Here is a 21,380-nt window from a genome sequence, read left to right as displayed (position 1 = left end):
ACCTTACGGCCGGAGATTCGGAAAAATCGGGCCGGGGACGGGCCTCAGCTGCGTATTGACGCGATTCTGATGCCTGTCCCCGGCTCTGATGGCGGTCCCCGGCGCTTCGCCGGCAGGGGTCCGCCGGATGGTTGCGGGCCGCAGCCGTGTTGACCGCGGATCAGCCCTTCTCGGTGAGTGCCTTGAGTGCGATGTTGAGTTTGAGGACGTTCACGGTCGGCTCGCCGATGAAGCCGAGGGTGCGGCCGTCGGTGTTGTCCTTGACGAGCTTGTCGACCTGGGCGACGTCGAGGTGGTTCTTCTCGGCGACGCGGTGGATCTGGAGCTTGGCGTACTCGGGGGAGATGGCCGGGTCCAGGCCGGAGCCGGAGGAGGTGACGGCGTCGGCCGGCACGTCCGAGGGCTTGACCTTGTAGGTGGCGGTGGAGTTGTCCTTGACGACGGCGGCCTTGGCGTCGGTGACCCACTTGATCAGCTCTGGGTTGTCGCCGGAGCGGTTGGTCGCGCCGGAGAGGATGAGCTTGTACTGGGTGTTGACGCTGTTGGTGCCCAGACCGTTGGAGGGGCGCGGCTGGAACCACTTCAGGTCCGGTGCCGCCGCCTCCTCCGGGTCATTGGGGTCCTTCTTCGGCAGGTTGTAGGTCTGGCCGATGAGGTCGGAGCCGACGGCCTTGCCGTCCGCCGTGATCTCGGAGCCGTTGGCCTTGTCGTTGAAGAGGGCCTGGGCCACCCCGGTGATGGCGAGCGGGTAGACGACGCCGCAGACCAGGGTCAGGACGAGGAGGGCGCGGAGCGCCGCCCAGGCCAGCCGTGCGGTGTTTCCTGCAGAGTTGTTCATGGTCGTCACCCGATGCCAGGGATGAGGGAGATGAGCAGGTCGATGAGCTTGATGCCGATGAACGGGGCGATCAGGCCGCCGAGGCCGTAGATCCCCAGGTTGCGGCGGAGCATCCTGTCCGCGCTGGTCGGCCTGTACTGCACGCCCTTCAGGGCGAGCGGCACCAGCGCGATGATGATCAGCGCGTTGAAGATGACGGCGGACAGGATCGCCGACTCCGGGGAGGACAGGTTCATGATGTTGAGCTTGTCCAGGCCCGGGTAGACCACCGCGAACATCGCCGGGATGATCGCGAAGTACTTCGCGACGTCGTTGGCGATCGAGAAGGTCGTCAGCGCGCCCCGGGTGATGAGCAGCTGCTTGCCGATCTCGACGATCTCGATCAGCTTGGTCGGGTTGGAGTCCAGGTCCACCATGTTCCCGGCCTCCTTGGCGGCCGAGGTACCGGTGTTCATGGCCACACCCACATCGGCCTGCGCGAGAGCCGGGGCGTCGTTGGTGCCGTCACCGGTCATCGCGACGAGCTTGCCACCGGCCTGCTCCCGCTTGATCAGCGCCATCTTGTCCTCGGGGGTGGCCTCCGCGAGGAAATCGTCCACGCCGGCCTCATCCGCGATCGCCTTCGCGGTCAGCGGGTTGTCACCCGTGATCATGACGGTCTTGATGCCCATACGGCGCAGCTCGTCGAACCGCTCCCGCATGCCCTCCTTGACGACGTCCTTCAGGTGGATGACACCCAGCACGCGGGCACCCTCGTCGTCCTCGACCGCGACCAGCAGCGGCGTACCGCCGGCCTGCGAGATCTGGTTGGCGGTCGCGTCGGCGTCCTCGGCGACCCGGCCACCGTGCTCGGTGACCCAGGTGATGACCGAACCGGCCGCGCCCTTGCGGACCTTTCGGCCCGTTCCGTTCTCGACGAGGTCGACACCCGACATACGGGTCTGGGCCGTGAAGGGCACCCACTCGGCATCGATCAGCTCGCCCTGCTGGCGCTCGCGCAGACCGTACTTCTCCTTCGCCAGGACCACGATCGAGCGGCCCTCCGGGGTCTCGTCGGCCAGCGAGGACAGCTGCGCGGCGTCCGCCAGCTCGGCCTCCGTCGTGCCCTTGACGGGTACGAACTCGGCGGCCTGCCGGTTGCCGAGCGTGATGGTGCCGGTCTTGTCGAGCAGCAGCGTGGAAACATCACCGGCGGCCTCGACCGCACGCCCCGACATCGCCAGTACGTTGCGCTGCACCAGCCGGTCCATACCGGCGATGCCGATCGCGGACAGCAGTGCACCGATGGTGGTCGGGATGAGGCAGACCAGCAGCGCGACCAGCACGATCATGGTCTGCTCGGCGCCCGCGTACTTCGCGAACGGCTGCAGCGTGACGACCGCGAGCAGGAAGACGATCGTGAGGGACGCGAGCAGGATGTTGAGCGCGATCTCGTTGGGCGTCTTCTGCCGGGCAGCACCCTCGACCAGGGCGATCATCCGGTCGATGAACGTCTCACCCGGCTTCGTCGTGATCTTGACGACGATCCGGTCGGAGAGCACCTTCGTACCACCGGTGACCGCGGACCGGTCGCCGCCCGACTCGCGGATGACCGGGGCCGATTCACCGGTGATGGCCGACTCGTCGACCGACGCCACGCCCTCGACGACGTCTCCGTCGCCGGGGATGATGTCACCGGCCTCGCAGACCACCAGGTCACCGATGCGCAGCTCGGTGCCGGGCACCCGCTCCTCGGTCTTGCCTATGAGCCTCCGCGCGACCGTGTCGGTCTTGGCCTTGCGCAGGGTGTCGGCCTGCGCCTTGCCGCGGCCCTCGGCGACCGCCTCCGCCAGATTGGCGAAGATCGTGGTCAGCCACAGCCAGGCCGCGATCGCCCAGCCGAACCAGTCGGTCGGGTCCTTGATCGCGAAGATCGTCGTCAGCACGGAACCGACCAGGACCACGAACATGACCGGTGACTTGATCATCACCCGCGGGTCGAGCTTCTTGACGGCGTCCGGGAGGGACTTGATCAGCTGCTTGGGGTCGAACAACCCCCCGCCGACGCGGGTGGCGTCGTGCTTGTGACCGGTGGGCACATCGCTGTGCGGCGCCCGGGTCGGAGTGGCAGTGGACATGGAGCCGGGCTCCTCGAGCTTCTTCGTTTCGGGGGTCATGACGCCAGCCCCTCAGCGAGCGGACCCAGCGCCAGGGCCGGGAAGTAGGTCAGACCGGTGATGATCAGGATCGTGCCGACCAGGAGGCCGGTGAACAGCGGCTTGTTGGTCCGCAGCGTGCCGGCCGTCTCCGGGACGGGCTTCTGCTCGGCGAGCGAACCGGCCAGCGCCAGCACGAACACCATCGGCAGGAACCGGCCGAGCAGCATCGCCAGACCCAGGGTGGTGTTGAACCACTGCGTGTCCGCGTTCAGGCCCGCGAAGGCCGAGCCGTTGTTGTTGCCGGCCGAGGTGTACGCATAAAGGATCTCGGAGAAGCCGTGCGCACCGGAGTTGGTCATCGAGTGCGCCGGGGTCGGCAGGGCCATCGCCGCGGCGGTGAAGCAGAGCACCAGCGCCGGCGTGATGAGGATGTAGCACGCCGCCAGCTTGATCTCACGGGTGCCGATCTTCTTGCCCAGGTACTCGGGCGTACGGCCCACCATCAGGCCCGCGATGAACACCGCGATGATCGCCATGATCAGCATGCCGTAGAGACCCGAGCCGGTACCACCGGGCGCGATCTCGCCCAGCTGCATACCCAGCATCGTGATACCGCCACCGAAACCGGTGAAGGAGGAGTGGAAGGAGTTGACCGCACCGGTCGAGGTGAGGGTGGTGGCCACCGCGAAGATCGAGGAGCCGCCGACTCCGAAGCGGGTCTCCTTGCCCTCCATCGCACCGCCCGCGATGTCGAACGCCGGGCCGCCGTGATGGAACTCGGTCCACATCATCAGCGCCGTGAACCCGAGCCAGATCGTCACCATCGTGGCGAGGATCGCGTAACCCTGCTTCAGCGAGCCGACCATCCTGCCGAAGGTGCGGGTCAGCGCGAACGGGATCAGCAGGATCAGGAAGATCTGGAAGAGGTTGGTGAAGGCGTTCGGGTTCTCGAAGGGATGGGCCGAGTTGGCGTTGAAGTAACCGCCACCGTTCGTACCCACCTCCTTGATCGCCTCCTGCGAGGCCACCGCGCCGCCGTTCCACTGCTGCGAGCCCCCCATGAACTGGCCGACCTCGTGAATGCCCGCGAAGTTCTGGATCGCGCCGCACGCGACCAGCACGATCGCGCCGATCACCGAGATGGGGATCAGGATCCGGACGGTGCCGCGCACCAGGTCCGCCCAGAAGTTGCCCAGCTCACCGGTGCGGGAGCGGGCAAAGCCCCGCACCAGAGCCACCGCGACGGCGATACCCACCGCGGCGGAGACGAAGTTCTGCACCGCCAGACCGCCGGTCTGCACGACGTGGCCCATGGCCTGCTCGCCGTAGTACGACTGCCAGTTGGTGTTCGACACGAACGACGCGGCGGTGTTGAACGCCTGGTCCGGGTCGATCGAGGAAAAGCCCAGCGAGCCGGGCAGGGAGCCCTGCAGCCGCTGCAGCAGATAGAGGAACAGGACACTGACCGCGGAGAAGGCGAGCACACCGCGCAGATAGGCGGGCCAGCGCATTTCCGCATTCGGATTGGCGCCGATGGCCTTGTAGATCCACTTCTCCATCCGCAGATGCTTCGTGGAGGAGTAGACCCGGGCCATGTAATCGCCGAGCGGACGGTACGACAGCGCGAGCGCGGCGATCAGCGCGAGCAGCTGGAGCACAGCGGCGAGGAAGGGGCTCATATCGGGGCTCAGAACCTCTCCGGGTACACAAGGGCGAGGACGAGGTAACCCAGCAGGGCGACGGCCACGATCAGGCCGACGATGTTCTCGGCAGTCACAGCTTCGCCACCCCCCTGGCGATGAGAGCCACCAGCGCGAAGACCGCGAGCGTGGTGACGACGAAGGCCACGTCGGCCATCGTGTGCTCCTAGATGAGGTACGGATTTTCGGACCTCTCGAGGAAACCTCCTCATGACGCCTTTTCGGCCACCGTTGACGGCTCCCTTACGGCTGGCGGCCCCTCCTTGACGACTCTCATACGGAATCGGCACCTGCCCGGCGCTGACCTGCAAAAAAGGCCGGTGGGCCGTACTCCCGTCGAGGGGAATACGGCCCACCGGCCGAGTCGATTTCAGGTCGCCGTGTCAGCGCACCTCGGTGATCTCAGGTCCGCGCTGCAACTGCCCCATGCCTCCGGAGAAGCGCGAGCCTTCCTGCTCCTCCTGCTGGACGCCCTCGGGCACCATCTGGGCGTCTTCCGGCAGCTTGAGGACGATCGGGTCGCGCGGCGCCATCGGGCCTTCGCCACGTACGACCACGGTGTCCCGGAAGATCTGCTCCAGCAGCCCGGCGGCCTCCGGCTGCACCGCGCCCTGCCCGGAGATCACTCCGCGCAGGAACCACCGCGGCCCGTCGACGCCGATGAAGCGCACCAGCTGCACGCCGCCGGTGCCGTCCGGCAGCTGTACGGGCACCTGGGCCCGCAGCTCCCAGCCCAGCGGGCCCTCGACCTCGTCGATGATGCCGCCCTGCTGGGTGATGCCGGAGGCGATCTCCTCGCGGACCTCGCCCCAGATGCCTTCCTTCTTGGGCGCTGCGAAGGCCTGCAGCTGTACGGCGCTGTCGCGCAGTACGACGGTGGCGGCGACAATCGCGTCACCCGCGACCTCGACGCGCAGCTCCATGCCGTCGACCCCGGGCACGAAAAGACCGCCCAGGTCGACCCGGCCCTCGCCGGGCTTGGATACCTCGGAGACGTCCCAGGGGCCGTCGGGCCGGGGCGCCGGCGGAAGGTTCACCCGGCGGGGCGCGCCTTCCTCGTCGGCGTACTCCGTGTCGCGCTCGTCGACGACCTGCTCGGCCTCGCCCGCTGCGTCCGCCGTGTCCTCGGCGGAACCACTCTTCTTGCGACGTCCGAACACGTCACTGTCCTTCCCGGTCGGATACGGCCGAAGCGTATCGATTCCCACCCGTTGAGCCGTCCACAGCGGCATGACCGCCGGTGGACCCGAAGCCCCCCTCGGCCCGCGCCGAGCCGGGAAGCTCCGCCACCTCGTGGAAGCGCACCTTCTCGACCTGCTGGACGACCAGTTGGGCAATCCGGTCGAACCGATCGAACCGCACACTCTCGCGCGGGTCGAGATTGACCACGATCACCTTGATCTCCCCACGGTACCCGGCATCCACCGTCCCCGGGGCATTCACAAGGGCTACTCCGCAGCGGGCTGCGAGACCGGAACGGGGGTGCACGAAGGCGGCGTACCCGTCGGGGAGGGCAATGGACACTCCGGTGGGCAACACCGTCCGCTCGCCCGGTGCGAGTTCGGCGGCCTCACAGGTGACCAGATCGGCTCCGGCGTCGCCGGCGTGCGCATACGTCGGCAGCGGCACTTCCGGGTCGACTCGGCGGATCAGGACATCGACAGGGTTACGCATCAGGGGTTCACCTCAAAGGCGCGGGCGCGCCTGATCCGGTCGGGGTCGGCCATGGCTGCCTGGATCTCCTCCGGGCGGCCGTTGTCGATGAAGTGGTCGACCTTGACCTCGACGAAGAGTGCGTCGGCACGGACGGCGACGGGCCCGTCGGGGCCGCCGATCCGGCCCACGGCGGTGGAGTAGATCTTGCGGCCGGCGACCGCGGTCACCTCGGCCTGCAGATGCAGCACGGTGTCCACGGGCACGGGCCGTACGAAATCGGTCTCGAGCCGGCCGGTCACCGCGATCACCCGCAGCAGCCAGTTCAGCGAGCCGAGGGTCTCGTCCAGGGCCGTGGCGAGGACGCCGCCGTGCGCCAGGCCGGGTGCGCCCTGGTGGGCGGGCTTGACGGTGAACTCGGCGGTGATACGTACACCTTCGCCGGCCCGTGCCGCGAGGTGCAGCCCGTGGGACTGGCCCTCGCCGCAGCCGAAGCAGTGCTCGTAGTGCGAGCCGAGGAGCTCACCTGGGGCCGGGGCGTCGGGGTGCCGTACCGGCGGTATGGCATCGGCCGGCGGGGTCAGAGCCGCGGCACGGGCCGAGGGTCCGGGGGCCGCCCCCCGGGATTTCGCAGTACTCACAGGCGCAGACCTTACCCGCGCGGGTACCCGCAGGTCGCGCCGTGCCAAGCTTGGTTTCATGCAGCCTTCCGCCCCGCACTACGAAGAACGTCTCACCGCGCCCCGTTCGTGGTGGCTCATCACCGCGCTCGTGGGTGTCGCGGGCGGCCTCATCCTGCTGCCGCTCGGCCCTCTGGCGCTGCTCGGAGGTCTGATCGCCGCCACCGCGGTCGCGGCGGTCGTGGTGAGTTCGTACGGCTCGGTCCGTATCCGTGTGGTGGCCGGCTCACTGGTCGCGGGAGACGCGCGGATCCCGCTGTCGGCGCTCGGCGAGGCCGAGGCGCTGGACGCGGAGGAAGCGCGCGCCTGGCGCTCGTACAAGGCCGATACCCGGGCGTTCATGCTGCTGCGCAGCTATGTGCCGACCGCCCTGCGGGTGGAGGTCACGGACCCGGACGACCCGACGCCGTACCTGTATCTGTCGACCCGGGACCCGAAGGCGCTGGCTGCCGCTCTCGCGGCCGTTCACCCGGTCTGATCGGGGACCCCCCGTCAGCGCCCGAGCTCTCTCGGGATGTACACCGTCTCAAGGGGGTTCTCGGGCTGTTCCAGCGGCGGCAGCGCGGGCAGCGCGTCCCATGGGATCTGCCGGCTTCTCAAGTCCTTGCGGATCCGGTTCGCCAGCTTTCTGGTGTCCCGGCGGTTCATCACTGCGCCGACGGCCGCGCCGACCATGAACGGCATGAGGTTCGGCAGATTGCGGACCGTGCGCTTCATGATCTGCTGCCGCAGCTCACGCCTGAGCTGACCGCCGAGTGCGGCGTTGATCGTCGCCGGATTGGTCACCTGGATCCCGCGCTCCTCCGACCAGGAGGCCAGATACGCGGTGCTGCGCTCCATGAGGGTGCCGGGCGGCCGTATCCCGTAGACCTCGTGGAGCTCTGCGATGAGTTTGAGCTCGATCGCGGCGACGCCGACGATCTCGGTTGCCAGCTCGGCCGGCATCGCGGGCGGTACGGGCAGCATCGCGGCCGCGCCGATGCCCGCACCCACCGTGGAGGTGGCGTTCGCCGCGCCCGCGACCAGCTTGTCGGCAAGCTGCTCGGGAGCGAGGCCGGGAAACTGCTTGCGCAGCGTCGCGAGATCGCGCACCGGAATGCGTGGTGCGTTCTCGATGAGCCGGTCGGCGACGTACGCGAGCGCCGCTTTGGCGCTCTCGCCGCTCTTCCGGACGCCGTTCCTGACCGTGGCCAGGCGTGGGGCCCTGGTCGGGGGCCCCGCCTGATCCGCGGCACCGGGTGATTCGAGCGAGGCCGTCACGCCCCGCCCCTCGCCGTCTCCTGCACCGTCGGGCAGCAGAGCGGCCAAGTGCTCGGCAGACGCCGTGGCGCCTTCTGCCGGGCCCGTACCGCCCTGGTGCGCCTCCGGCGGCTTCTGACGCCGGAAGCGCCGCTTCCTGGACGGTGTTTCGCCTGCCACGGCCGGCCGGACCTCAGTCGCAGTCGCGGCAGATCGGCTGACCGTTCTTCTCGCGCGCCAGCTGGCTGCGGTGGTGCACGAGGAAGCAGCTCATGCAGGTGAACTCGTCGGCCTGCCGGGGCAGCACTCGGACGGACAGTTCCTCGTTGGAGAGGTCCGCTCCGGGCAGCTCCAGGCCTTCAGCCTGCTCGAACTCGTCGACGTCGACGGCCGAGGTCGTCTTGTCGTTCCGGCGGGCCTTCAGTTCCTCAAGGCTGTCCGAGTCGACGTCGTCATCGGTCTTGCGTGGGGTGTCGTAGTCCGTTGCCATGTGTGCCTCTCCCCCTCTGGGTGTCTGCGGTGTCTCAGCGCACGTAACGCGTGAGAGGCCGGACTTGTGCCCGACCTGAGGCGGAGATTTTGCCTCACATCAAGGTCTGTTACTCAATCGACACCCAACCGGACCCCTCAAGAGTGCTGGGGTTGGGTGGCGATCGGGACCGTACACGGTCCGAATGTCGCACTTCACGGGCGCCACCCCGTGTACTTCCCGTGATCCCACCCCCCGGAAACCCGGACTTTTCCCGGCTTTCCGGTAGGAGTCTTGATCACGGAGAGTAGGTGGCCTGAAATTCGCCTCTGTGATCGACCCCACACGGACCTCTCGGGCACGGGTCCCGAAAATTCCGCGCAAAGCGAACGAAGCGAGAGAAACGATTCGCGTCGCTCAGCATCTCAGACCGGGAGGGTGACACGCATCACGAGGCCGCCGCCCTCACGAGGCTCCGCGATGATACGGCCTCCGTGGGCGCGGGCTACCGAGCGGGCGATCGAAAGCCCCAGGCCGACACCCTTGTCGCTGCCGGTCCGCTCCTGCCGCAGGCGCCGGAAGGGCTCGAAGAGATTGTCGATCTCGTACGCGGGAACCACCGGTCCCGTGTTCGAGACCACCAGGACCGCCTGGCCCTGCCGGACCTCGGTGGTGACATCCACCCACCCGCCTTCCGGGATGTTGTAGCGCACGCCGTTCTGCACCAGGTTCAGGGCGATCCGCTCCAGCAGGACGCCATTGCCCTGTACGACGGCGGGCGCACGCTCCCCGCGGATCTCCACGCCGTTCGCCTCGGCCTCGGCCCGGGTCTGGTCCACGGCACGCGTGGCGACCTCGGCCAGGTCCACCGGTTTGCGCTCGACGATCTGGTTGTCGCTGCGCGCGAGCAGCAGCAGGCCCTCAACCAGCTGCTCGCTGCGCTCATTGGTGGTCAGGAGCGTCTTGCCGAGCTGCTGGAGCTCCGCGGGCACCCCGGGGTCGGAGAGGTGGACCTCCAGCAGCGTGCGGTTGATCGCGAGGGGCGTACGGAGCTCGTGCGAGGCGTTCGCCACGAACCGCTGCTGCGCCGTGAAGGCCCGCTCCAGCCGGTCCAGCATCTCGTCGAAGGTGTCCGCGAGCTCCTTGAGCTCGTCGTCGGGGCCGTCCAGCTCGATCCGCCGCGAGAGGTCGGAGCCGGCCACCTGACGGGCGGTGCGGGTGATCTTGCCGAGCGGCGAGAGGACGCGCCCCGCCATCGCGTAACCGAAGGCGAAGGCGATGATGCTGAGGCCGAGCAGTGCGAAGAGCGAGCGGCGCAGGAGGTCGTCCAGGGCGTGCTGGCGCTGCACGGACATGCAGGTCTTGAGCGCCGTGTTGAGCTGATCGTTGTTGATCACGCCGTTGAGCTCCGGGCAGGTGGGGCTGTCGAGGGTCACGTTCACACCTGTGACCCTCAGCGCCAGCTCACTGCCCTGGTGGATGGCCTGCGCGGCGAGCAGATAGATGATCGAGAGCAGCAGGATGCCCGCGATCAGGAACATGCCGCCGTACAGCAGGGTCAGCCGTATCCGGATCGTCGGACGCAGCCAGGGGCGTACGGGATCGCGCGGGTCCCACGTCGGCTTCGGAGGCGCCTGCGGTGGCGCCGGGGCAGTGGCCATGGGGTCAGATCCGGTAGCCGGAGCCCGGCACGGTGACGATCACTGGCGGCTCGCCGAGCTTGCGGCGCAGGGTCATCACCGTCACACGGACAACATTGGTGAACGGGTCGGTGTTCTCGTCCCAGGCCTTCTCGAGGAGCTGCTCGGCCGACACGACCGCGCCCTCGCTGCGCATCAGCACCTCCAGCACCGCGAACTCCTTGGGCGCGAGCTGGATCTCCTTGCCGTCGCGGAAGACCTCACGGCGGTTGGGGTCGAGCTTGATGCCGGCGCGCTCCAGGACGGGCGGCAGCGGCACGGTCGTACGGCGGCCGAGCGCCCGCACCCGGGCGGTGAGCTCGCTGAAGGCGAAGGGCTTGGGGAGGTAGTCGTCCGCGCCGAGCTCGAGGCCCTCGACGCGGTCGCTGACGTCTCCGGAGGCGGTCAGCATCAGCACCCGGGTGGGCATGCCCAGCTCGACGATCTTGCGGCAGACATCGTCGCCGTGAACCAGCGGAAGGTCACGGTCCAGCACGACCACGTCGTAGTCGTTGACCCCGATACGCTCCAGAGCGGCAGCGCCGTCGTACACGACGTCGACGGCCATGGCCTCCCGGCGCAGTCCGGTGGCCACCGCATCGGCGAGCAGCTGCTCGTCCTCGACGACGAGTACGCGCACGTCGCTGTCCTTCCTCTGTGCCCGTCAAGCGTGATCAGGGCAGGTGTGTGAGCACTGGCTGTGCGCTTCCATCCTGCCCGTTACGCGCGTAAACCGGCTGTAAGGCGGAGTGCCCGGACCACCCGCGCCAGGAATTCACCGGATTCTGCGACCAGTTGAGGTTTCTCTGAGGGAAGGCTGGGGGAGGACGACTGCACACCCCGAGATCACGCCCTGTTTGTGGCATACCACGACCTGTTCCAGGGTTGATCCACCCACCGTCGGCACACCCCCGTGCCACCGACCCACGACGAGGGGGCGCACCATGGACGCATTCACCACAGGATTGCTGCAGCGCATAAAGGCTGCCGAGACCGACCTCACACTGGCTCGAGAGACGGGCGACGACTTCCTCGCGGATGTCGAGCAGGCAGAGCTGGATGACCTGCATCGCCTGGCGGCGGAGCACGGCGTGCAGCTCAGCGCCGCCTAGCGCGGACCGTACCCAACCGATACGAGAGGGCCCCGACGCCGCTGGCGGGCGTCGGGGCCCTCTTGTGCCGGATGCGGGGTTGATCCCGTCGTGATGCCGGGCTGATCTAGTCGTGCCAGGCGCCGAACTCCTCCAGCAGGGCCTGCAGCGGCTCGAATACGCCAGGGCTCGCCGCGACCGCCAGATCGCCGTTCGCCGTGTCGCCGGGGCGGCCACCGGTCAGCGCCCCCGCCTCGCGCGCGATCAGGTCGCCCGCCGACAGGTCCCAGGGGTTGAGGCCGCGCTCGTAGTAGCCGTCCAGGCGGCCCGCGGCGACATCGCAGAGGTCGACGGCCGCGGAGCCGCTGCGGCGGATGTCACGCAGCCGCGGGATGAGCCGCTGGGCGACCTCCGCCTGGTGGGTGCGTACGGTCGTGACGTAGTTGAAGCCGGTGGAGACCAGGGCCTGGTCCAGCGGGGGCGCCGGACGGCAGCGGAGGGGCTTGTCGTTGGCGTACGCGCCGCCGCCGAGCACCGCGCGGTAGGTCTCGCGGCGCATCGGCGCCTCGACGACCCCGACGACCGTCTCGCCGTCCCGCTCGGCACCTATGGAGACCGCCCAGGTCGGCAGCCCGTAGAGATAGTTGACCGTGCCGTCGAGCGGATCGATGACCCAGCGGACGCCGCTGGTGCCGGTGGTGGAGGCACCTTCCTCGCCGAGGAACCCGTCGTCCGGGCGGCGCTCGCTCAGGAACCCGGTGATCAGCTTCTCCGCCGCGATGTCCATCTCGGTGACGACGTCGATGGGGCTGGACTTGGTCGCGGCGACGCCCAGGTCGGCGGGGCGGCCGTCGCGCAGCAGCTCCCCGGCCCGGCGGGCGGCCTCCAGGGCGAGGTCGAGGAGTTCGGACAGGAGAGGATCGGTCACAGGTCTTCCTTACGCGTACGGGCTGTCGGCACCGGCGGCCGCGGGCTTCGGCGTCCGGGCCGGACAGCAGCCGACCGGACAGAGGTCGTGGGAGGGGCCGAGGCTTCCCAGCGCGCACCGTTCGGCGCGCACGCCCCGTTCGGTCGCCGCACGCTCCAGGACGAGGTCCCGTACGGCCGCCGCGAAGCGCGGGTCGGCGCCCACCGTCGACGATCGCCGCACGGGCAGCCCCAGCTCGGCGGCCTTGGCGGTGGCCTCCGTGTCGAGGTCGTACAGGACTTCCATATGGTCCGAGACGAAGCCGATGGGCACCATCACCACGGCAGGTGCGCCCGCGGTGTGCAGCTCCTCCAGGTGCTCGCAGATGTCCGGCTCCAGCCAGGGGATGTGCGGGGCGCCGCTGCGCGACTGGTAGACGAGCTCCCAGGGGTGCTCGACGCCCGTCTCCTCGCGCACGGCGTCCGCGATCAGCCGGGCCACGTCCACGTGCTGCCGTACGTACGCACCGCCCTCGCCGTGCTCCTCCACCGGGCCCGACGCGTCGGCGGCCGACGTCGGGATGGAGTGGGTGGTGAAGGCCAGCCGGGCGCCTGCCCGCACCTCCTCGGGGAGGTCCGCGAGGGACTCCAGGACGCCTTCCACCATGGGCCGTACAAAACCGGGGTGGTTGAAGTAGTGCCGCAGCTTGTCCACGCGCGGCAGCTCAAGACCCTCCGCCTCCAGCGTGGCCAGCGCGTCCGCGAGGTTCTCGCGGTACTGCCGGCAGCCCGAGTACGAGGCGTACGCACTGGTGGTGAGGACGGCGATGCGCCGGTGGCCGTCCGCGACCATCTCGCGCAGGGTGTCAGTCAGATACGGCGCCCAGTTCCGGTTTCCCCAGTGCACCGGCAGGTCCAGGCCGTGTTCGGCGAAGTCCTTGCGCAGCGCGTCCAGCAGGGCGCGGTTCTGGTCGTTGATGGGGCTGACCCCGCCGAACAGGAAGTAGTGCTGACCCACCTCCTTGAGCCGTTCCTTGGGGATGCCGCGGCCGCGCGTCACGTTCTCCAGGAACGGGACGACGTCGTCCGGGCCCTCGGGGCCGCCGAAGGAGAGCAGCAGCAGGGCATCGTAAGGGGCTGGATCGCGCTGATCGGACATGGTCCGATCCTGCCACCAGCCTCTGACAGCGGGGAAACCGCCGTGCGCCGGGCTGCCGTTCGGACGTAATCTGTGAACGCCACTGATACGCCTTACCGGAGCACCGCTTGCCGAGTCCGTACCGCGCCATCTTCACCGCCCCCGGCAGCAAGGGGTTCTCCGCCGCGGGCTTCTTCGGGCGGATGCCGCTGTCCATGATGGGCATCGGGATTGTGACGATGGTTTCGCAGCTCACGGGGCGTTACGGGCTTGCGGGCGCGCTCTCCGCGACCCTTGCGATGTCGGCCGCGGCGGTCGGTCCGCAGATCTCCCGGCTCGTCGACCGGCACGGTCAGGCGCGCGTGCTGCGCCCGGCCACGCTCGTCTCGGTGGCGGCGGTCACGGGTCTGCTGATCTGCGCCCAGCAGGAGGCCCCGGACTGGACGCTGTTCGTCTTCGCCGCGGCCGCCGGCTGTGTGCCGAGCGTGGGCTCGATGATCCGGGCCCGCTGGGCCGAGATCTACCGGGGATCGCCGCGCGCGCTGCACACCGCGTACTCGTGGGAGTCGATCGTCGACGAGGTCTGCTTCATCTTCGGACCGATCATCTCCATCGGGCTCTCCACCGCCTGGTTCCCGGAGGCGGGCCCGCTGCTCGCCGCCGTGTTCCTGCTCGTCGGCGTCTTCTGGCTGACCGCTCAGCGCGCCACCGAGCCTGTGCCGCATCCGCGCGAGCACCACACCGGTGGCTCCGCCCTCCGCTCCCCCGGACTGCAGGTCCTGGTGGCCACCTTCGTTGCCACCGGCGCGATCTTCGGCGCGGTCGACGTCGTCACGGTCGCCTTCGCCGACGAGCAGGGCCACAAGGCCGCGGCGAGCCTGGTCCTCGCGGTGTACGCGCTCGGCTCCTGCCTCGCCGGCGCGGTCTTCGGGCTGCTGCACCTCAAGGGCCCGGCCTCCCGAAGGTGGCTGGTGGGAGTGTGTGCGATGGCCGTGAGTATGATCCCCCTCCAACTGGCCGGGAACCTTCCCTTCCTGGCCGTGGCGCTCTTTGTCGCGGGCCTGTCCATCGCACCCACGATGGTGACCACGATGGCTCTCGTCGAAGCGCACGTACCGCGCACCAAGCTGACCGAGGGCATGACCTGGACCAGTACCGGGCTCGCGGTCGGTGTGGCGCTCGGCTCGTCGGCCGCAGGCTGGGTGGTCGACGCGTCCGGGGCGGACGCGGGGTATGTGGTGCCCGCCGTGTCGGGAGCGATCGCGGCCGTGGTGGCGTTCCTGGGGTACCGCCGGCTGGCCAAGCCGGTGCCGACGCGGGAGGGGCAGCGTGAGCGGGACTACGAAGACGGGGCGCAGCACATGGCGTAACTGGGCGGGGAATGTCACCGCCCGGCCGGTACGGGAGGTCTCGCCCGCCTCCGCCCAGGAACTCGCCGACGCCATACGCAAGGCGGCCGAGGACGGCCTGAAGGTGAAGGCCGTCGGCACGGGCCACTCCTTCACCGCTGCCGCCGCCACCGACGGAGTGCTGATACGGCCCGATCTGCTGACCGGAATCCGGGAGATCGACCGTACGGCGATGACCGTGACCGTCGAGGCGGGCACCCCGCTCAAGCGGCTGAACGCGGCCCTCGCCCGCGAGGGCCTGTCGCTCACGAACATGGGCGACATCATGGATCAGACGGTCGCGGGCGCGACCTCGACCGGCACGCACGGCACAGGCCGCGAATCGGCCTCGATCGCCGCGCAGATCAAGGCACTTGAGCTGGTCACGGCGGACGGCTCGCTGCTGACCTGCTCCGAGAAGGAGAATCCGGAGGTCTTCGCGGCGGCCCGGATCGGGCTCGGCGCACTGGGCGTCGTCGCCGCGATCACCTTCTCCGTCGAGCCGATCTTCCTGCTGACGGCTCGTGAGGAACCGATGGCCTTCGACAAGGTCACGGCCGAATTCGACGCGCTCTTCGCGGAGAACGAGCACTTCGAGTTCTACTGGTTCCCGCACACCGGCAACTGCAACACCAAGCGCAACAACCGCAGCGCGGGTCCCGCCGCTCCGCCCGGACAGATCAGCGGCTGGATCGAGGACGAGCTGCTCTCCAACGGCCTGTTCCAGCTGGTCAGTTCGCTCGGCAGGGCCGCGCCCGCGACGATTCCGGCGATCGCCAAGATCTCCAGCCGCGCCCTCTCCGCCCGTACCTACACGGACATCCCTTACAAGGTTTTCACCTCTCCGCGCCGGGTGCGGTTCGTGGAGATGGAGTACGCGCTGCCGCGCGAGGCCGCGGTCGGGGCGCTGCGCGAGGTCAAGGCGATGATCGAGCGCTCGCCGCTGCGTGTGAGCTTCCCGGTGGAGGTGCGTACGGCACCGGCGGACGACATCGCACTCTCCACGGCGTCGGGCCGGGAGAGCGCGTACATCGCCGTGCACCTCTACCGGGGCACGCCGTACCAGTCGTACTTCACGGCGGTGGAGCGGATCATGACCGCGCACGGCGGCCGGCCGCACTGGGGCAAGGTGCATACGCGGGACGCGGAGTACTTCGCCGAGGTGTATCCGCGGTTCGGTGAGTTCACGGCACTGCGGGACCGGCTGGATCCGGAGCGGCTGTTCGGTAACGACTATCTCCGCCGGGTACTGGGCGACTGACGGCCGTTCACTGTCCGGTCGTCGTGGTCGTCGTGGTCGTCCTGGTCGTCGTACCGGTTCAGGCTCCGGTGCCGGGCTGAGGGGTTGGGGTCGTGCAGGTGGAGCCGGACGGCGTCGGGGTCGGAGTGGGCGTCGGCGTCGGGGCGTCGCCGCCGGACTTCGAGGAGTCGGGCGTGGGGTCTGCGGATGTACCGCTGTCGCCCTGCCCGGAGCCGGGCGCCGCGGACCGGCCGCTGCCGGTACCGGTGTTGGGGGTCTGACTCCTGTCCTGGCTCTGGCTCAGCCCCTGGCCCTGGCCGGATTCCTGGTTCCGGTCCTCGCTGTGACTCGGCGTCCACGACGGGGTGCTGGGCGGTGCGGACTTCTCGCCGCCGCCATGGACGACCGACGTCAGGGTCGTACCCTCGCCGCCGCTGAGGTCGGAGCCCGAGGCGAGTTCGTACCCGGTGATACCGATCATGGCGACGCCGAAGACGGAGGCGGCGGCGATGACGGAGCGCCGCCGGCCGCGGGCGGGCTTGCCGTGGGTGGTGGCGCGGCTGAACTCCGCTTCGGCGGCGGTCCCGTTGGGTGCCACGTGCCGGGGCATTCGGGTTGCCTCGGCGTCACCACGCCGCGGTAGCTGTTCCATCAGCCGGGTCCGCACATCCTCGGACCGTGGCGGCGTGGCAGCGCCGCGCGGCACGGGGACCTGACGGCCCTTCGGCCTCGCCTGGACCGTGACCTCGCGTATCTGCTCGCCGGTACGGCGGAAGAAGTGCTGAAAGACCGGGCCGCCGCAGGTGGCCACGACGCTGACGACTCCGGCGCCGATGATCGTGCCGTACACACCGAGTCTGGAGGCGAGCACCGCCGCCGCGATCGCCGCGAGCGCGCTGCCCGCGACCTGCGGAAGACTCAGATCCAGCCGCTGTTCCTGCCCTTCGGTCTTTTTGTGCCCTTTATTCTCTTCGCTCGGTTCCTTCTGTTTTATCCCGCCGTCCTGCTTCTGATCCATCTTTCAGTCCCTGATTGCCCATCTGTCCCGCCGTGCACCCAGTAGGGACATTTGAGCGAAGCGAATAGTTCCCTTTGGGCAGATTCTGTGAAGCAGAACACCTGGTCACGCATGCCCAGGAGGCCCAACTCCCGTACTCCTGGAGAAGTTCGGCGGCGCGGCGGTCCACCCCCGTGGCCCGAATGGAGTACTGTGGCGAGCCCTGGGCCCGGCCTCCCTCGCGGGTGGTGGGACCCCAGGTAGGGGGCCGAAAGCGGCGCTCGATCCGGCGGCGCCGCGGCACCGCACGGGCACCCGATGCGAAGAGTGACGGATCAGTCACTCAGAGTCGCAAACAGGTAACCGTGCCATAACGGCGATCCAGGGCCTGTGCCCGACACGCCGGGCAACTCGGCAAGGTTGTGGCAGGCTGCACCCGGGCAGGCCACACTCGACTAGCGGAAGCAGCGACGCACGTGACGTCGGCAGGCACCACCCGGGAGGTCCCCATGCCCGAACTGCGTGTCGTGGCCGTCTCCAACGACGGCACACGACTGGTGCTCAAGGCTGCGGACAGCACGGAATACACGCTTCCGATTGATGAGCGGCTGCGCGCTGCCGTACGCAATGACCGCGCCCGCCTCGGCCAGATCGAGATCGAGGTGGAGAGCCATCTCCGGCCCCGAGACATCCAGGCCCGTATACGGGCCGGAGCCTCCGCGGAGGAGGTCGCCCAGCTCGCCGGAATTCCGGTCGACCGGGTGCGCCGCTTCGAGGGGCCCGTGCTCGCGGAGCGCGCTTTCATGGCGGAGCGGGCCCGCAAGACGCCCGTACGCCGTCCCGGCGAGAACACCGGACCGCAGCTCGGCGAGGCGGTGCAGGAGCGGCTGACGCTGCGCGGCGCCGAGAAGGACACCGTGCTGTGGGACTCCTGGCGCCGCGACGACGGCACCTGGGAGGTGCTGTTGGTCTACCGGGTGGCGGGCGAGCCGCATTCGGCGAGCTGGACGTACGACCCGCCGCGGCGGCTCGTCCAGGCCGTCGACGACGAGGCGCGTGCGCTGATCGGCGAGACCGACGACACGATCGCGGCGACGCAGGAGCCGAGCTTTCCGTTCGTACCGCGGATCGCACGGCTGCCGCGGGACCGGCCGCTGGACCGGGCCCTCGACCGTCAGCTGGAGCGTCCGAACGCGTCCGCGGCTCCGGCCGAGCCGGAGGAGAGCGGCGGGGAGCGGGACTCCCTGACGAGTCTGCTGGAGGCGGTGCCGAGTTTCCGCGGCGACATGGTCGTTCCCGAGCGCCCGGCACCACCGGAGCCGCCGGCCACCGAGCCGGTCCAGGAGCCGGAGGCGGAGGAGCCGGTGGCCCCTGCGGCCTCGGCCGGTGCGGGGTCGGCGTACGCGGATGTGCTGATGCCGCGTTCGGTGGCCGGTCACCGCGACCGCCTGACGGGCACGACGGACCGCCAGGCGGAGGCGGACGGCGTCCGCCCGGGCCGTCGCGCGGCGGTACCGAGCTGGGACGAGATCGTCTTCGGCACCCGCCGCAAAAAGCAGGACTAGCGGGCACGACCCATTGCCCAGAGGGTCCGGCACGGTCTTCGTGCCGGACCCTTTTTGACGCGTGCTCAGGGGTCTCGCCGACCCGCCCGCCCTCGAAGCAGGGGTACGGGAGTGTCCCTGGGGCGCCCGGGTCGGCCTCACGCCCCCGCCGAAACTGTCAGCCCGGCTGCGGGCCCGTTGCCACCGGGCGGGTCGGGTCGGTGGACCACTCGGACCAGGAGCCCGCGTACAGGGCCGGCTCGAAGCCCGCGATCTCCAGGGCCAGGGCCTCGTGTGCGCCGGAGACGCCCGAGCCGCAGTAGACGCCGACGGGCTTGGCCTCGTCGGACGCCCCCAGCTCGAAGAAGCGGGCAGCCAGGGCCTCCGCCGGCAGGAAGCGGCCGTGCCTGTCCACGTTCTCCGTGGTCGGGGCCGAGACCGCGCCCGGGATATGGCCTCCGATGCGGTCGATCGGCTCCACATCGCCGCGATAGCGCTCCGCCGCGCGCGCGTCGAGCAGCAGGCCGGTGCGGGCCTGCGCCGCGGCGGCGTCCGCGTCCAGCAGTGGGAGCGCGCCCGGCTTCGGGGCGAACGTGCCCTCCTCGGGAGAGGGGACACCGGTCTCCAGCGGCCCGGTCCACAGGGCGAGGCCACCGTCCAGGACCCGCACATCCTCGTGGCCCGTCCAGCGCAGCAGCCACCAGGCGCGGGCCGACGCCCAGCCCTGGCCGCCGTCGTACGCCACCACCGGCGAGCCGGGTGATACGCCGGCGCGACGCATCACCGCGCCGAAGGCCTCCGGTTCGGGCAGCGGGTGGCGGCCTCCCGCACCGGGCGGACCGGCCAGTTCCGTATCCAGGTCGACGAAGACCGCTCCGGGGATGTGTCCAGCCTCGTACGCGGGCCGCCCGTGCGGGCCGCCGAGCTGCCAGCGGACGTCCAGAAGAACCGGACGGCGGGATCCGGTCAGCTCCTTCGCCAGTTCCGTGGCGGAGATGATGGGGTTCATGTGAGCCATCCTCGCGCAGTGACTGGCCGACCGGTAACGCCGCCGAAACGGATGAGACGCGCCAAAAAGGGCATCCTCCAGCGGGAACCCGCCAAATGCGGCGCGGCCGGGACGCGCCGGACGCTCTGTGGTGCAAGCATCTGCACGGGGCACAGTTCCGCACAACGGCATACCCGGTCCCCCCGCACGGCCACCACGATGGTCCGAGGAGAGAGTGACGATGACCGAGGCGACTCGGCACGCGCCCGGCACACCCTGCTGGGTGAGCTTGATGGTGCACGGCCTTGAGGCGACGCAGGATTTCTACGGAGCGCTGTTCGGCTGGGAGTTCTCCCCCGGCCCCGAGCAGTTGGGCCCGTACGTCCGCGCGCTGATCGACGGCAGAGAGGTCGCGGGCATCGGCCGGATCCCGACCAGTCGGCAGCTGCCGATCGCCTGGACGCCGTATCTGGCGACCGACGACGCGGACGTGACCGCCGAGACGATCAGAAGCTGCGGCGGCACGGTCGGTGTCGGCCCGCTGGACGCGGGCCCCGCGGGCCGGATGGCCATCGCGACCGACCCCTCGGGCGCGGTCTTCGGCATCTGGCAGACGGCAGCCCACGGTGGCACCGCGGTGTACGGCACTCATGGCACGCCCGTCTGGAACGAACTGGTGACCACGGAGACCTCGTTCGTCGGCAAGTTCTACGAGGCGGTCTTCGGCTATGAGGTGGAGGCAGTCGTCTCGGCCGACGTCGACTGCCTGACGCTGCACCTGGCGGGACGCCCGGTCGCCGCTGTCCACGGTGTGGGCCAGGCCCTTCCGCGCAGGGGCTCACACTGGATGACCCACTTCGAGGTCGAGGACACCGAAGAGGCCGCACGCCAGGTGGTGGAGCTCGGCGGGCACGTGGTGCAGCCGCCGAGAGACAGCTACAGCGGCCGGCTGGCGACCATCGCGGACCCGGAGGGCGCGGTCTTCACGATCGTACGGACGGCCTCTCGCTGACCTCGACGGGCAGGACGTCCGGGGAGAGGGCGGCCGCGCGGGCGGTGGCGGCCGTCATCCGCCGCCGGTGGTGGCGTCGGCAGAGCACCTCGTAGCCGATCTCGTCCGGCGACTGGTCGACGTCACCCACGACGACCTGCGCGCCCTCGAGGACCATGATCCCCCCGACGGTACGGGCGTTGTGCGTGGCACGCGCGCCGCACCAGCACAGTGCCTCGACCTGCAGTACCTCGACCCGGTCGGCGAGCTCGACGAGCCGCTGCGAGCCGGGGAAGAGCTTGGAGCGGAAGTCGGTGGTGATGCCGAAGGCGAAGACGTCCAGGTCGAGGTCGTCGACGACACGGGCGAGCTGGTCGATCTGCTCGGGCGCGAGGAACTGCGCCTCGTCGGCGATCACGTAGTCGCAGCGGCCGCCCTTGGAGAGATGGGCGACGAGGTACGCGTAGAAGTCGAAGCCCTCCGCCGCCTCGACCGCGTCGGTGACCAGGCCGAGCCGGGAGGACAGCTTGCCCTCGCCGGCGCGGTCGTCACGGGTGAAGATCATGCCCTGGAGGCCGCGCGCGGACCGGTTGTGCTCGATCTGAAGAGCGAGGGTGCTCTTTCCGCAGTCCATGGTTCCGGAGAAGAACACCAGCTCGGGCATGGGGAGTTGAGGACCTTTCGGGTCTGGGTGAGGGAGG

At 69.6% G+C, this 21,380-nt stretch carries 22 protein-coding genes; 6 read left to right on the top strand and 16 right to left on the bottom strand.

Annotation, left to right across the window (positions count from 1 at the left end):
* Window positions 1-160: 160 nt before the first annotated feature.
* The 7 genes from ACFWDI_RS13950 to ACFWDI_RS13920 all read right to left on the bottom strand — a co-directional run bounded on the left by ACFWDI_RS13950 (window position 161) and on the right by ACFWDI_RS13920 (window position 6,970).
* Window positions 161-838 carry a potassium-transporting ATPase subunit C gene (locus ACFWDI_RS13950; RefSeq protein ID WP_385303740.1) on the bottom strand — a complete coding sequence of 226 codons (678 nt, stop codon included), beginning with the start codon at window positions 836-838 and terminating at the stop codon, window positions 161-163.
* 5 nt (window positions 839-843) lie between these two features.
* Window positions 844-2,955: a potassium-transporting ATPase subunit KdpB gene (gene kdpB / locus ACFWDI_RS13945; RefSeq protein WP_385303787.1), complete on the bottom strand. Its 2,112-nt coding sequence runs from the start codon at window positions 2,953-2,955 to the stop codon at window positions 844-846.
* A gap of 35 nt (window positions 2,956-2,990) precedes the next feature.
* Complete coding sequence (kdpA, locus tag ACFWDI_RS13940) at window positions 2,991-4,655, bottom strand: potassium-transporting ATPase subunit KdpA (RefSeq protein WP_385303738.1); 1,665 nt, start codon at window positions 4,653-4,655, stop codon at window positions 2,991-2,993.
* 8 nt (window positions 4,656-4,663) lie between these two features.
* Window positions 4,664-4,753 carry a K(+)-transporting ATPase subunit F gene (gene kdpF / locus ACFWDI_RS13935; RefSeq protein WP_063801986.1) on the bottom strand — a complete coding sequence of 30 codons (90 nt, stop codon included), beginning with the start codon at window positions 4,751-4,753 and terminating at the stop codon, window positions 4,664-4,666.
* A gap of 306 nt (window positions 4,754-5,059) precedes the next feature.
* Window positions 5,060-5,836, bottom strand: coding sequence for a DUF3710 domain-containing protein (locus ACFWDI_RS13930; protein WP_327326532.1), 777 nt, complete (start codon window positions 5,834-5,836; stop codon window positions 5,060-5,062).
* Window position 5,837: 1 nt separating this feature from the next.
* Window positions 5,838-6,350, bottom strand: coding sequence for a dUTP diphosphatase (dut, locus tag ACFWDI_RS13925; RefSeq protein ID WP_385303736.1), 513 nt, complete (start codon window positions 6,348-6,350; stop codon window positions 5,838-5,840).
* The gene (locus tag ACFWDI_RS13920; RefSeq protein WP_385303733.1) at window positions 6,350-6,970 is read right to left on the bottom strand and encodes a PaaI family thioesterase; all 621 of its coding nucleotides are present in this window, start codon (window positions 6,968-6,970) and stop codon (window positions 6,350-6,352) included. The genes dut and ACFWDI_RS13920 overlap by 1 nt, the downstream gene beginning before the upstream one ends.
* A 58-nt stretch (window positions 6,971-7,028) precedes the next feature.
* Here ACFWDI_RS13920 and ACFWDI_RS13915 point away from each other — a divergent pair, with 58 nt between their 5' ends.
* Window positions 7,029-7,487: a DUF3093 domain-containing protein gene (locus tag ACFWDI_RS13915; protein WP_327326530.1), complete on the top strand. Its 459-nt coding sequence runs from the start codon at window positions 7,029-7,031 to the stop codon at window positions 7,485-7,487.
* 14 nt (window positions 7,488-7,501) lie between these two features.
* Here ACFWDI_RS13915 and ACFWDI_RS13910 read toward each other — a convergent pair whose 3' ends face one another.
* From ACFWDI_RS13910 to ACFWDI_RS13895, 4 genes are all read right to left on the bottom strand, one after another.
* Complete coding sequence (locus ACFWDI_RS13910) at window positions 7,502-8,428, bottom strand: hypothetical protein (RefSeq protein WP_385303731.1); 927 nt, start codon at window positions 8,426-8,428, stop codon at window positions 7,502-7,504.
* A 13-nt stretch (window positions 8,429-8,441) separates the two neighbouring features.
* The gene (locus ACFWDI_RS13905) at window positions 8,442-8,738 is read right to left on the bottom strand and encodes a DUF4193 domain-containing protein (RefSeq protein WP_108153055.1); all 297 of its coding nucleotides are present in this window, start codon (window positions 8,736-8,738) and stop codon (window positions 8,442-8,444) included.
* A 404-nt stretch (window positions 8,739-9,142) separates the two neighbouring features.
* Window positions 9,143-10,378, bottom strand: a complete 1,236-nt coding sequence (locus tag ACFWDI_RS13900) for an ATP-binding protein (RefSeq protein ID WP_362688778.1) — start codon at window positions 10,376-10,378, stop codon at window positions 9,143-9,145.
* A 4-nt stretch (window positions 10,379-10,382) separates the two neighbouring features.
* On the bottom strand, window positions 10,383-11,036 hold the full coding sequence (locus ACFWDI_RS13895) for a response regulator transcription factor (protein ID WP_142213241.1): 654 nt from the start codon (window positions 11,034-11,036) through the stop codon (window positions 10,383-10,385).
* A 304-nt stretch (window positions 11,037-11,340) separates the two neighbouring features.
* Between ACFWDI_RS13895 and ACFWDI_RS13890 the strand changes: the two genes are divergently transcribed.
* Window positions 11,341-11,508 carry a hypothetical protein gene (locus tag ACFWDI_RS13890; RefSeq protein WP_327326527.1) on the top strand — a complete coding sequence of 56 codons (168 nt, stop codon included), beginning with the start codon at window positions 11,341-11,343 and terminating at the stop codon, window positions 11,506-11,508.
* A 106-nt stretch (window positions 11,509-11,614) separates the two neighbouring features.
* On the opposite strand, the gene ACFWDI_RS13885 is transcribed toward ACFWDI_RS13890, so the two are convergent.
* Together ACFWDI_RS13885 and ACFWDI_RS13880 are read right to left on the bottom strand one after the other, a co-directional pair.
* The gene (locus ACFWDI_RS13885) at window positions 11,615-12,415 is read right to left on the bottom strand and encodes an inositol monophosphatase family protein (RefSeq protein WP_327326526.1); all 801 of its coding nucleotides are present in this window, start codon (window positions 12,413-12,415) and stop codon (window positions 11,615-11,617) included.
* A gap of 9 nt (window positions 12,416-12,424) precedes the next feature.
* Window positions 12,425-13,552, bottom strand: coding sequence for a ferrochelatase (locus ACFWDI_RS13880; protein WP_385303728.1), 1,128 nt, complete (start codon window positions 13,550-13,552; stop codon window positions 12,425-12,427).
* 107 nt (window positions 13,553-13,659) lie between these two features.
* Between ACFWDI_RS13880 and ACFWDI_RS13875 the strand changes: the two genes are divergently transcribed.
* Together ACFWDI_RS13875 and ACFWDI_RS13870 are read left to right on the top strand one after the other, a co-directional pair.
* Window positions 13,660-14,901, top strand: coding sequence for an MFS transporter (locus ACFWDI_RS13875; protein WP_385303726.1), 1,242 nt, complete (start codon window positions 13,660-13,662; stop codon window positions 14,899-14,901).
* On the top strand, window positions 14,861-16,180 hold the full coding sequence (locus ACFWDI_RS13870; RefSeq protein WP_385303723.1) for a D-arabinono-1,4-lactone oxidase: 1,320 nt from the start codon (window positions 14,861-14,863) through the stop codon (window positions 16,178-16,180). Before ACFWDI_RS13875 ends, ACFWDI_RS13870 begins: the two co-directional genes overlap by 41 nt.
* A 58-nt stretch (window positions 16,181-16,238) precedes the next feature.
* Here the strand turns inward: ACFWDI_RS13870 and ACFWDI_RS13865 are convergent, their stop codons facing one another.
* Entirely contained in the window at window positions 16,239-17,177 is a 939-nt protein-coding gene (locus ACFWDI_RS13865) for a hypothetical protein (RefSeq protein ID WP_385303721.1), read from the bottom strand.
* A 488-nt stretch (window positions 17,178-17,665) separates the two neighbouring features.
* On the opposite strand from ACFWDI_RS13865, the gene sepH reads away from it, so the two are divergent.
* Complete coding sequence (gene sepH / locus ACFWDI_RS13860) at window positions 17,666-18,721, top strand: septation protein SepH (protein ID WP_385303719.1); 1,056 nt, start codon at window positions 17,666-17,668, stop codon at window positions 18,719-18,721.
* Window positions 18,722-18,878: 157 nt separating this feature from the next.
* Here sepH and ACFWDI_RS13855 read toward each other — a convergent pair whose 3' ends face one another.
* Window positions 18,879-19,709, bottom strand: a complete 831-nt coding sequence (locus tag ACFWDI_RS13855) for a sulfurtransferase (protein WP_385303717.1) — start codon at window positions 19,707-19,709, stop codon at window positions 18,879-18,881.
* 220 nt (window positions 19,710-19,929) lie between these two features.
* On the opposite strand from ACFWDI_RS13855, the gene ACFWDI_RS13850 reads away from it, so the two are divergent.
* Window positions 19,930-20,700 carry a VOC family protein gene (locus ACFWDI_RS13850; protein WP_385303716.1) on the top strand — a complete coding sequence of 257 codons (771 nt, stop codon included), beginning with the start codon at window positions 19,930-19,932 and terminating at the stop codon, window positions 20,698-20,700.
* Here the strand turns inward: ACFWDI_RS13850 and ACFWDI_RS13845 are convergent.
* Complete coding sequence (locus ACFWDI_RS13845) at window positions 20,672-21,343, bottom strand: thymidine kinase (protein ID WP_327326519.1); 672 nt, start codon at window positions 21,341-21,343, stop codon at window positions 20,672-20,674. The genes ACFWDI_RS13850 and ACFWDI_RS13845 overlap by 29 nt on opposite strands.
* Window positions 21,344-21,380 lie beyond the last annotated feature (37 nt).

The organism is Streptomyces sp. NPDC060064 (assembly GCF_042736455.1).
Classification (GTDB): Bacteria; Actinomycetota; Actinomycetes; order Streptomycetales; family Streptomycetaceae; genus Streptomyces.
Note: the sequence above shows the minus strand (reverse complement) of the source record. Positions and strands in the feature narration are given on the sequence as shown.

Excerpts from the sequence above, each read along its gene's own strand:
- ACFWDI_RS13850 (WP_385303716.1), top strand. The coding sequence starts at position 19,930 with ATGACCGAGGCGACTCGGCACGCGCCCGGCACACCCTGCTGGGTGAGC.
- ACFWDI_RS13845 (WP_327326519.1), bottom strand. The coding sequence starts at position 21,343 with ATGCCCGAGCTGGTGTTCTTCTCCGGAACCATGGACTGCGGAAAGAGC.
- ACFWDI_RS13855 (WP_385303717.1), bottom strand. The coding sequence starts at position 19,709 with ATGAACCCCATCATCTCCGCCACGGAACTGGCGAAGGAGCTGACCGGA.
- kdpA (WP_385303738.1), bottom strand. The coding sequence starts at position 4,655 with ATGAGCCCCTTCCTCGCCGCTGTGCTCCAGCTGCTCGCGCTGATCGCC.
- kdpB (WP_385303787.1), bottom strand. The coding sequence starts at position 2,955 with ATGTCCACTGCCACTCCGACCCGGGCGCCGCACAGCGATGTGCCCACC.
- ACFWDI_RS13900 (WP_362688778.1), bottom strand. The coding sequence starts at position 10,378 with ATGGCCACTGCCCCGGCGCCACCGCAGGCGCCTCCGAAGCCGACGTGG.
- ACFWDI_RS13950 (WP_385303740.1), bottom strand. The coding sequence starts at position 838 with ATGAACAACTCTGCAGGAAACACCGCACGGCTGGCCTGGGCGGCGCTC.
- ACFWDI_RS13905 (WP_108153055.1), bottom strand. The coding sequence starts at position 8,738 with ATGGCAACGGACTACGACACCCCACGCAAGACCGATGACGACGTCGAC.
- ACFWDI_RS13890 (WP_327326527.1), top strand. The coding sequence starts at position 11,341 with ATGGACGCATTCACCACAGGATTGCTGCAGCGCATAAAGGCTGCCGAG.
- dut (WP_385303736.1), bottom strand. The coding sequence starts at position 6,350 with ATGCGTAACCCTGTCGATGTCCTGATCCGCCGAGTCGACCCGGAAGTG.
- sepH (WP_385303719.1), top strand. The coding sequence starts at position 17,666 with ATGCCCGAACTGCGTGTCGTGGCCGTCTCCAACGACGGCACACGACTG.
- ACFWDI_RS13865 (WP_385303721.1), bottom strand. The coding sequence starts at position 17,177 with ATGGATCAGAAGCAGGACGGCGGGATAAAACAGAAGGAACCGAGCGAA.
- ACFWDI_RS13880 (WP_385303728.1), bottom strand. The coding sequence starts at position 13,552 with ATGTCCGATCAGCGCGATCCAGCCCCTTACGATGCCCTGCTGCTGCTC.
- ACFWDI_RS13915 (WP_327326530.1), top strand. The coding sequence starts at position 7,029 with ATGCAGCCTTCCGCCCCGCACTACGAAGAACGTCTCACCGCGCCCCGT.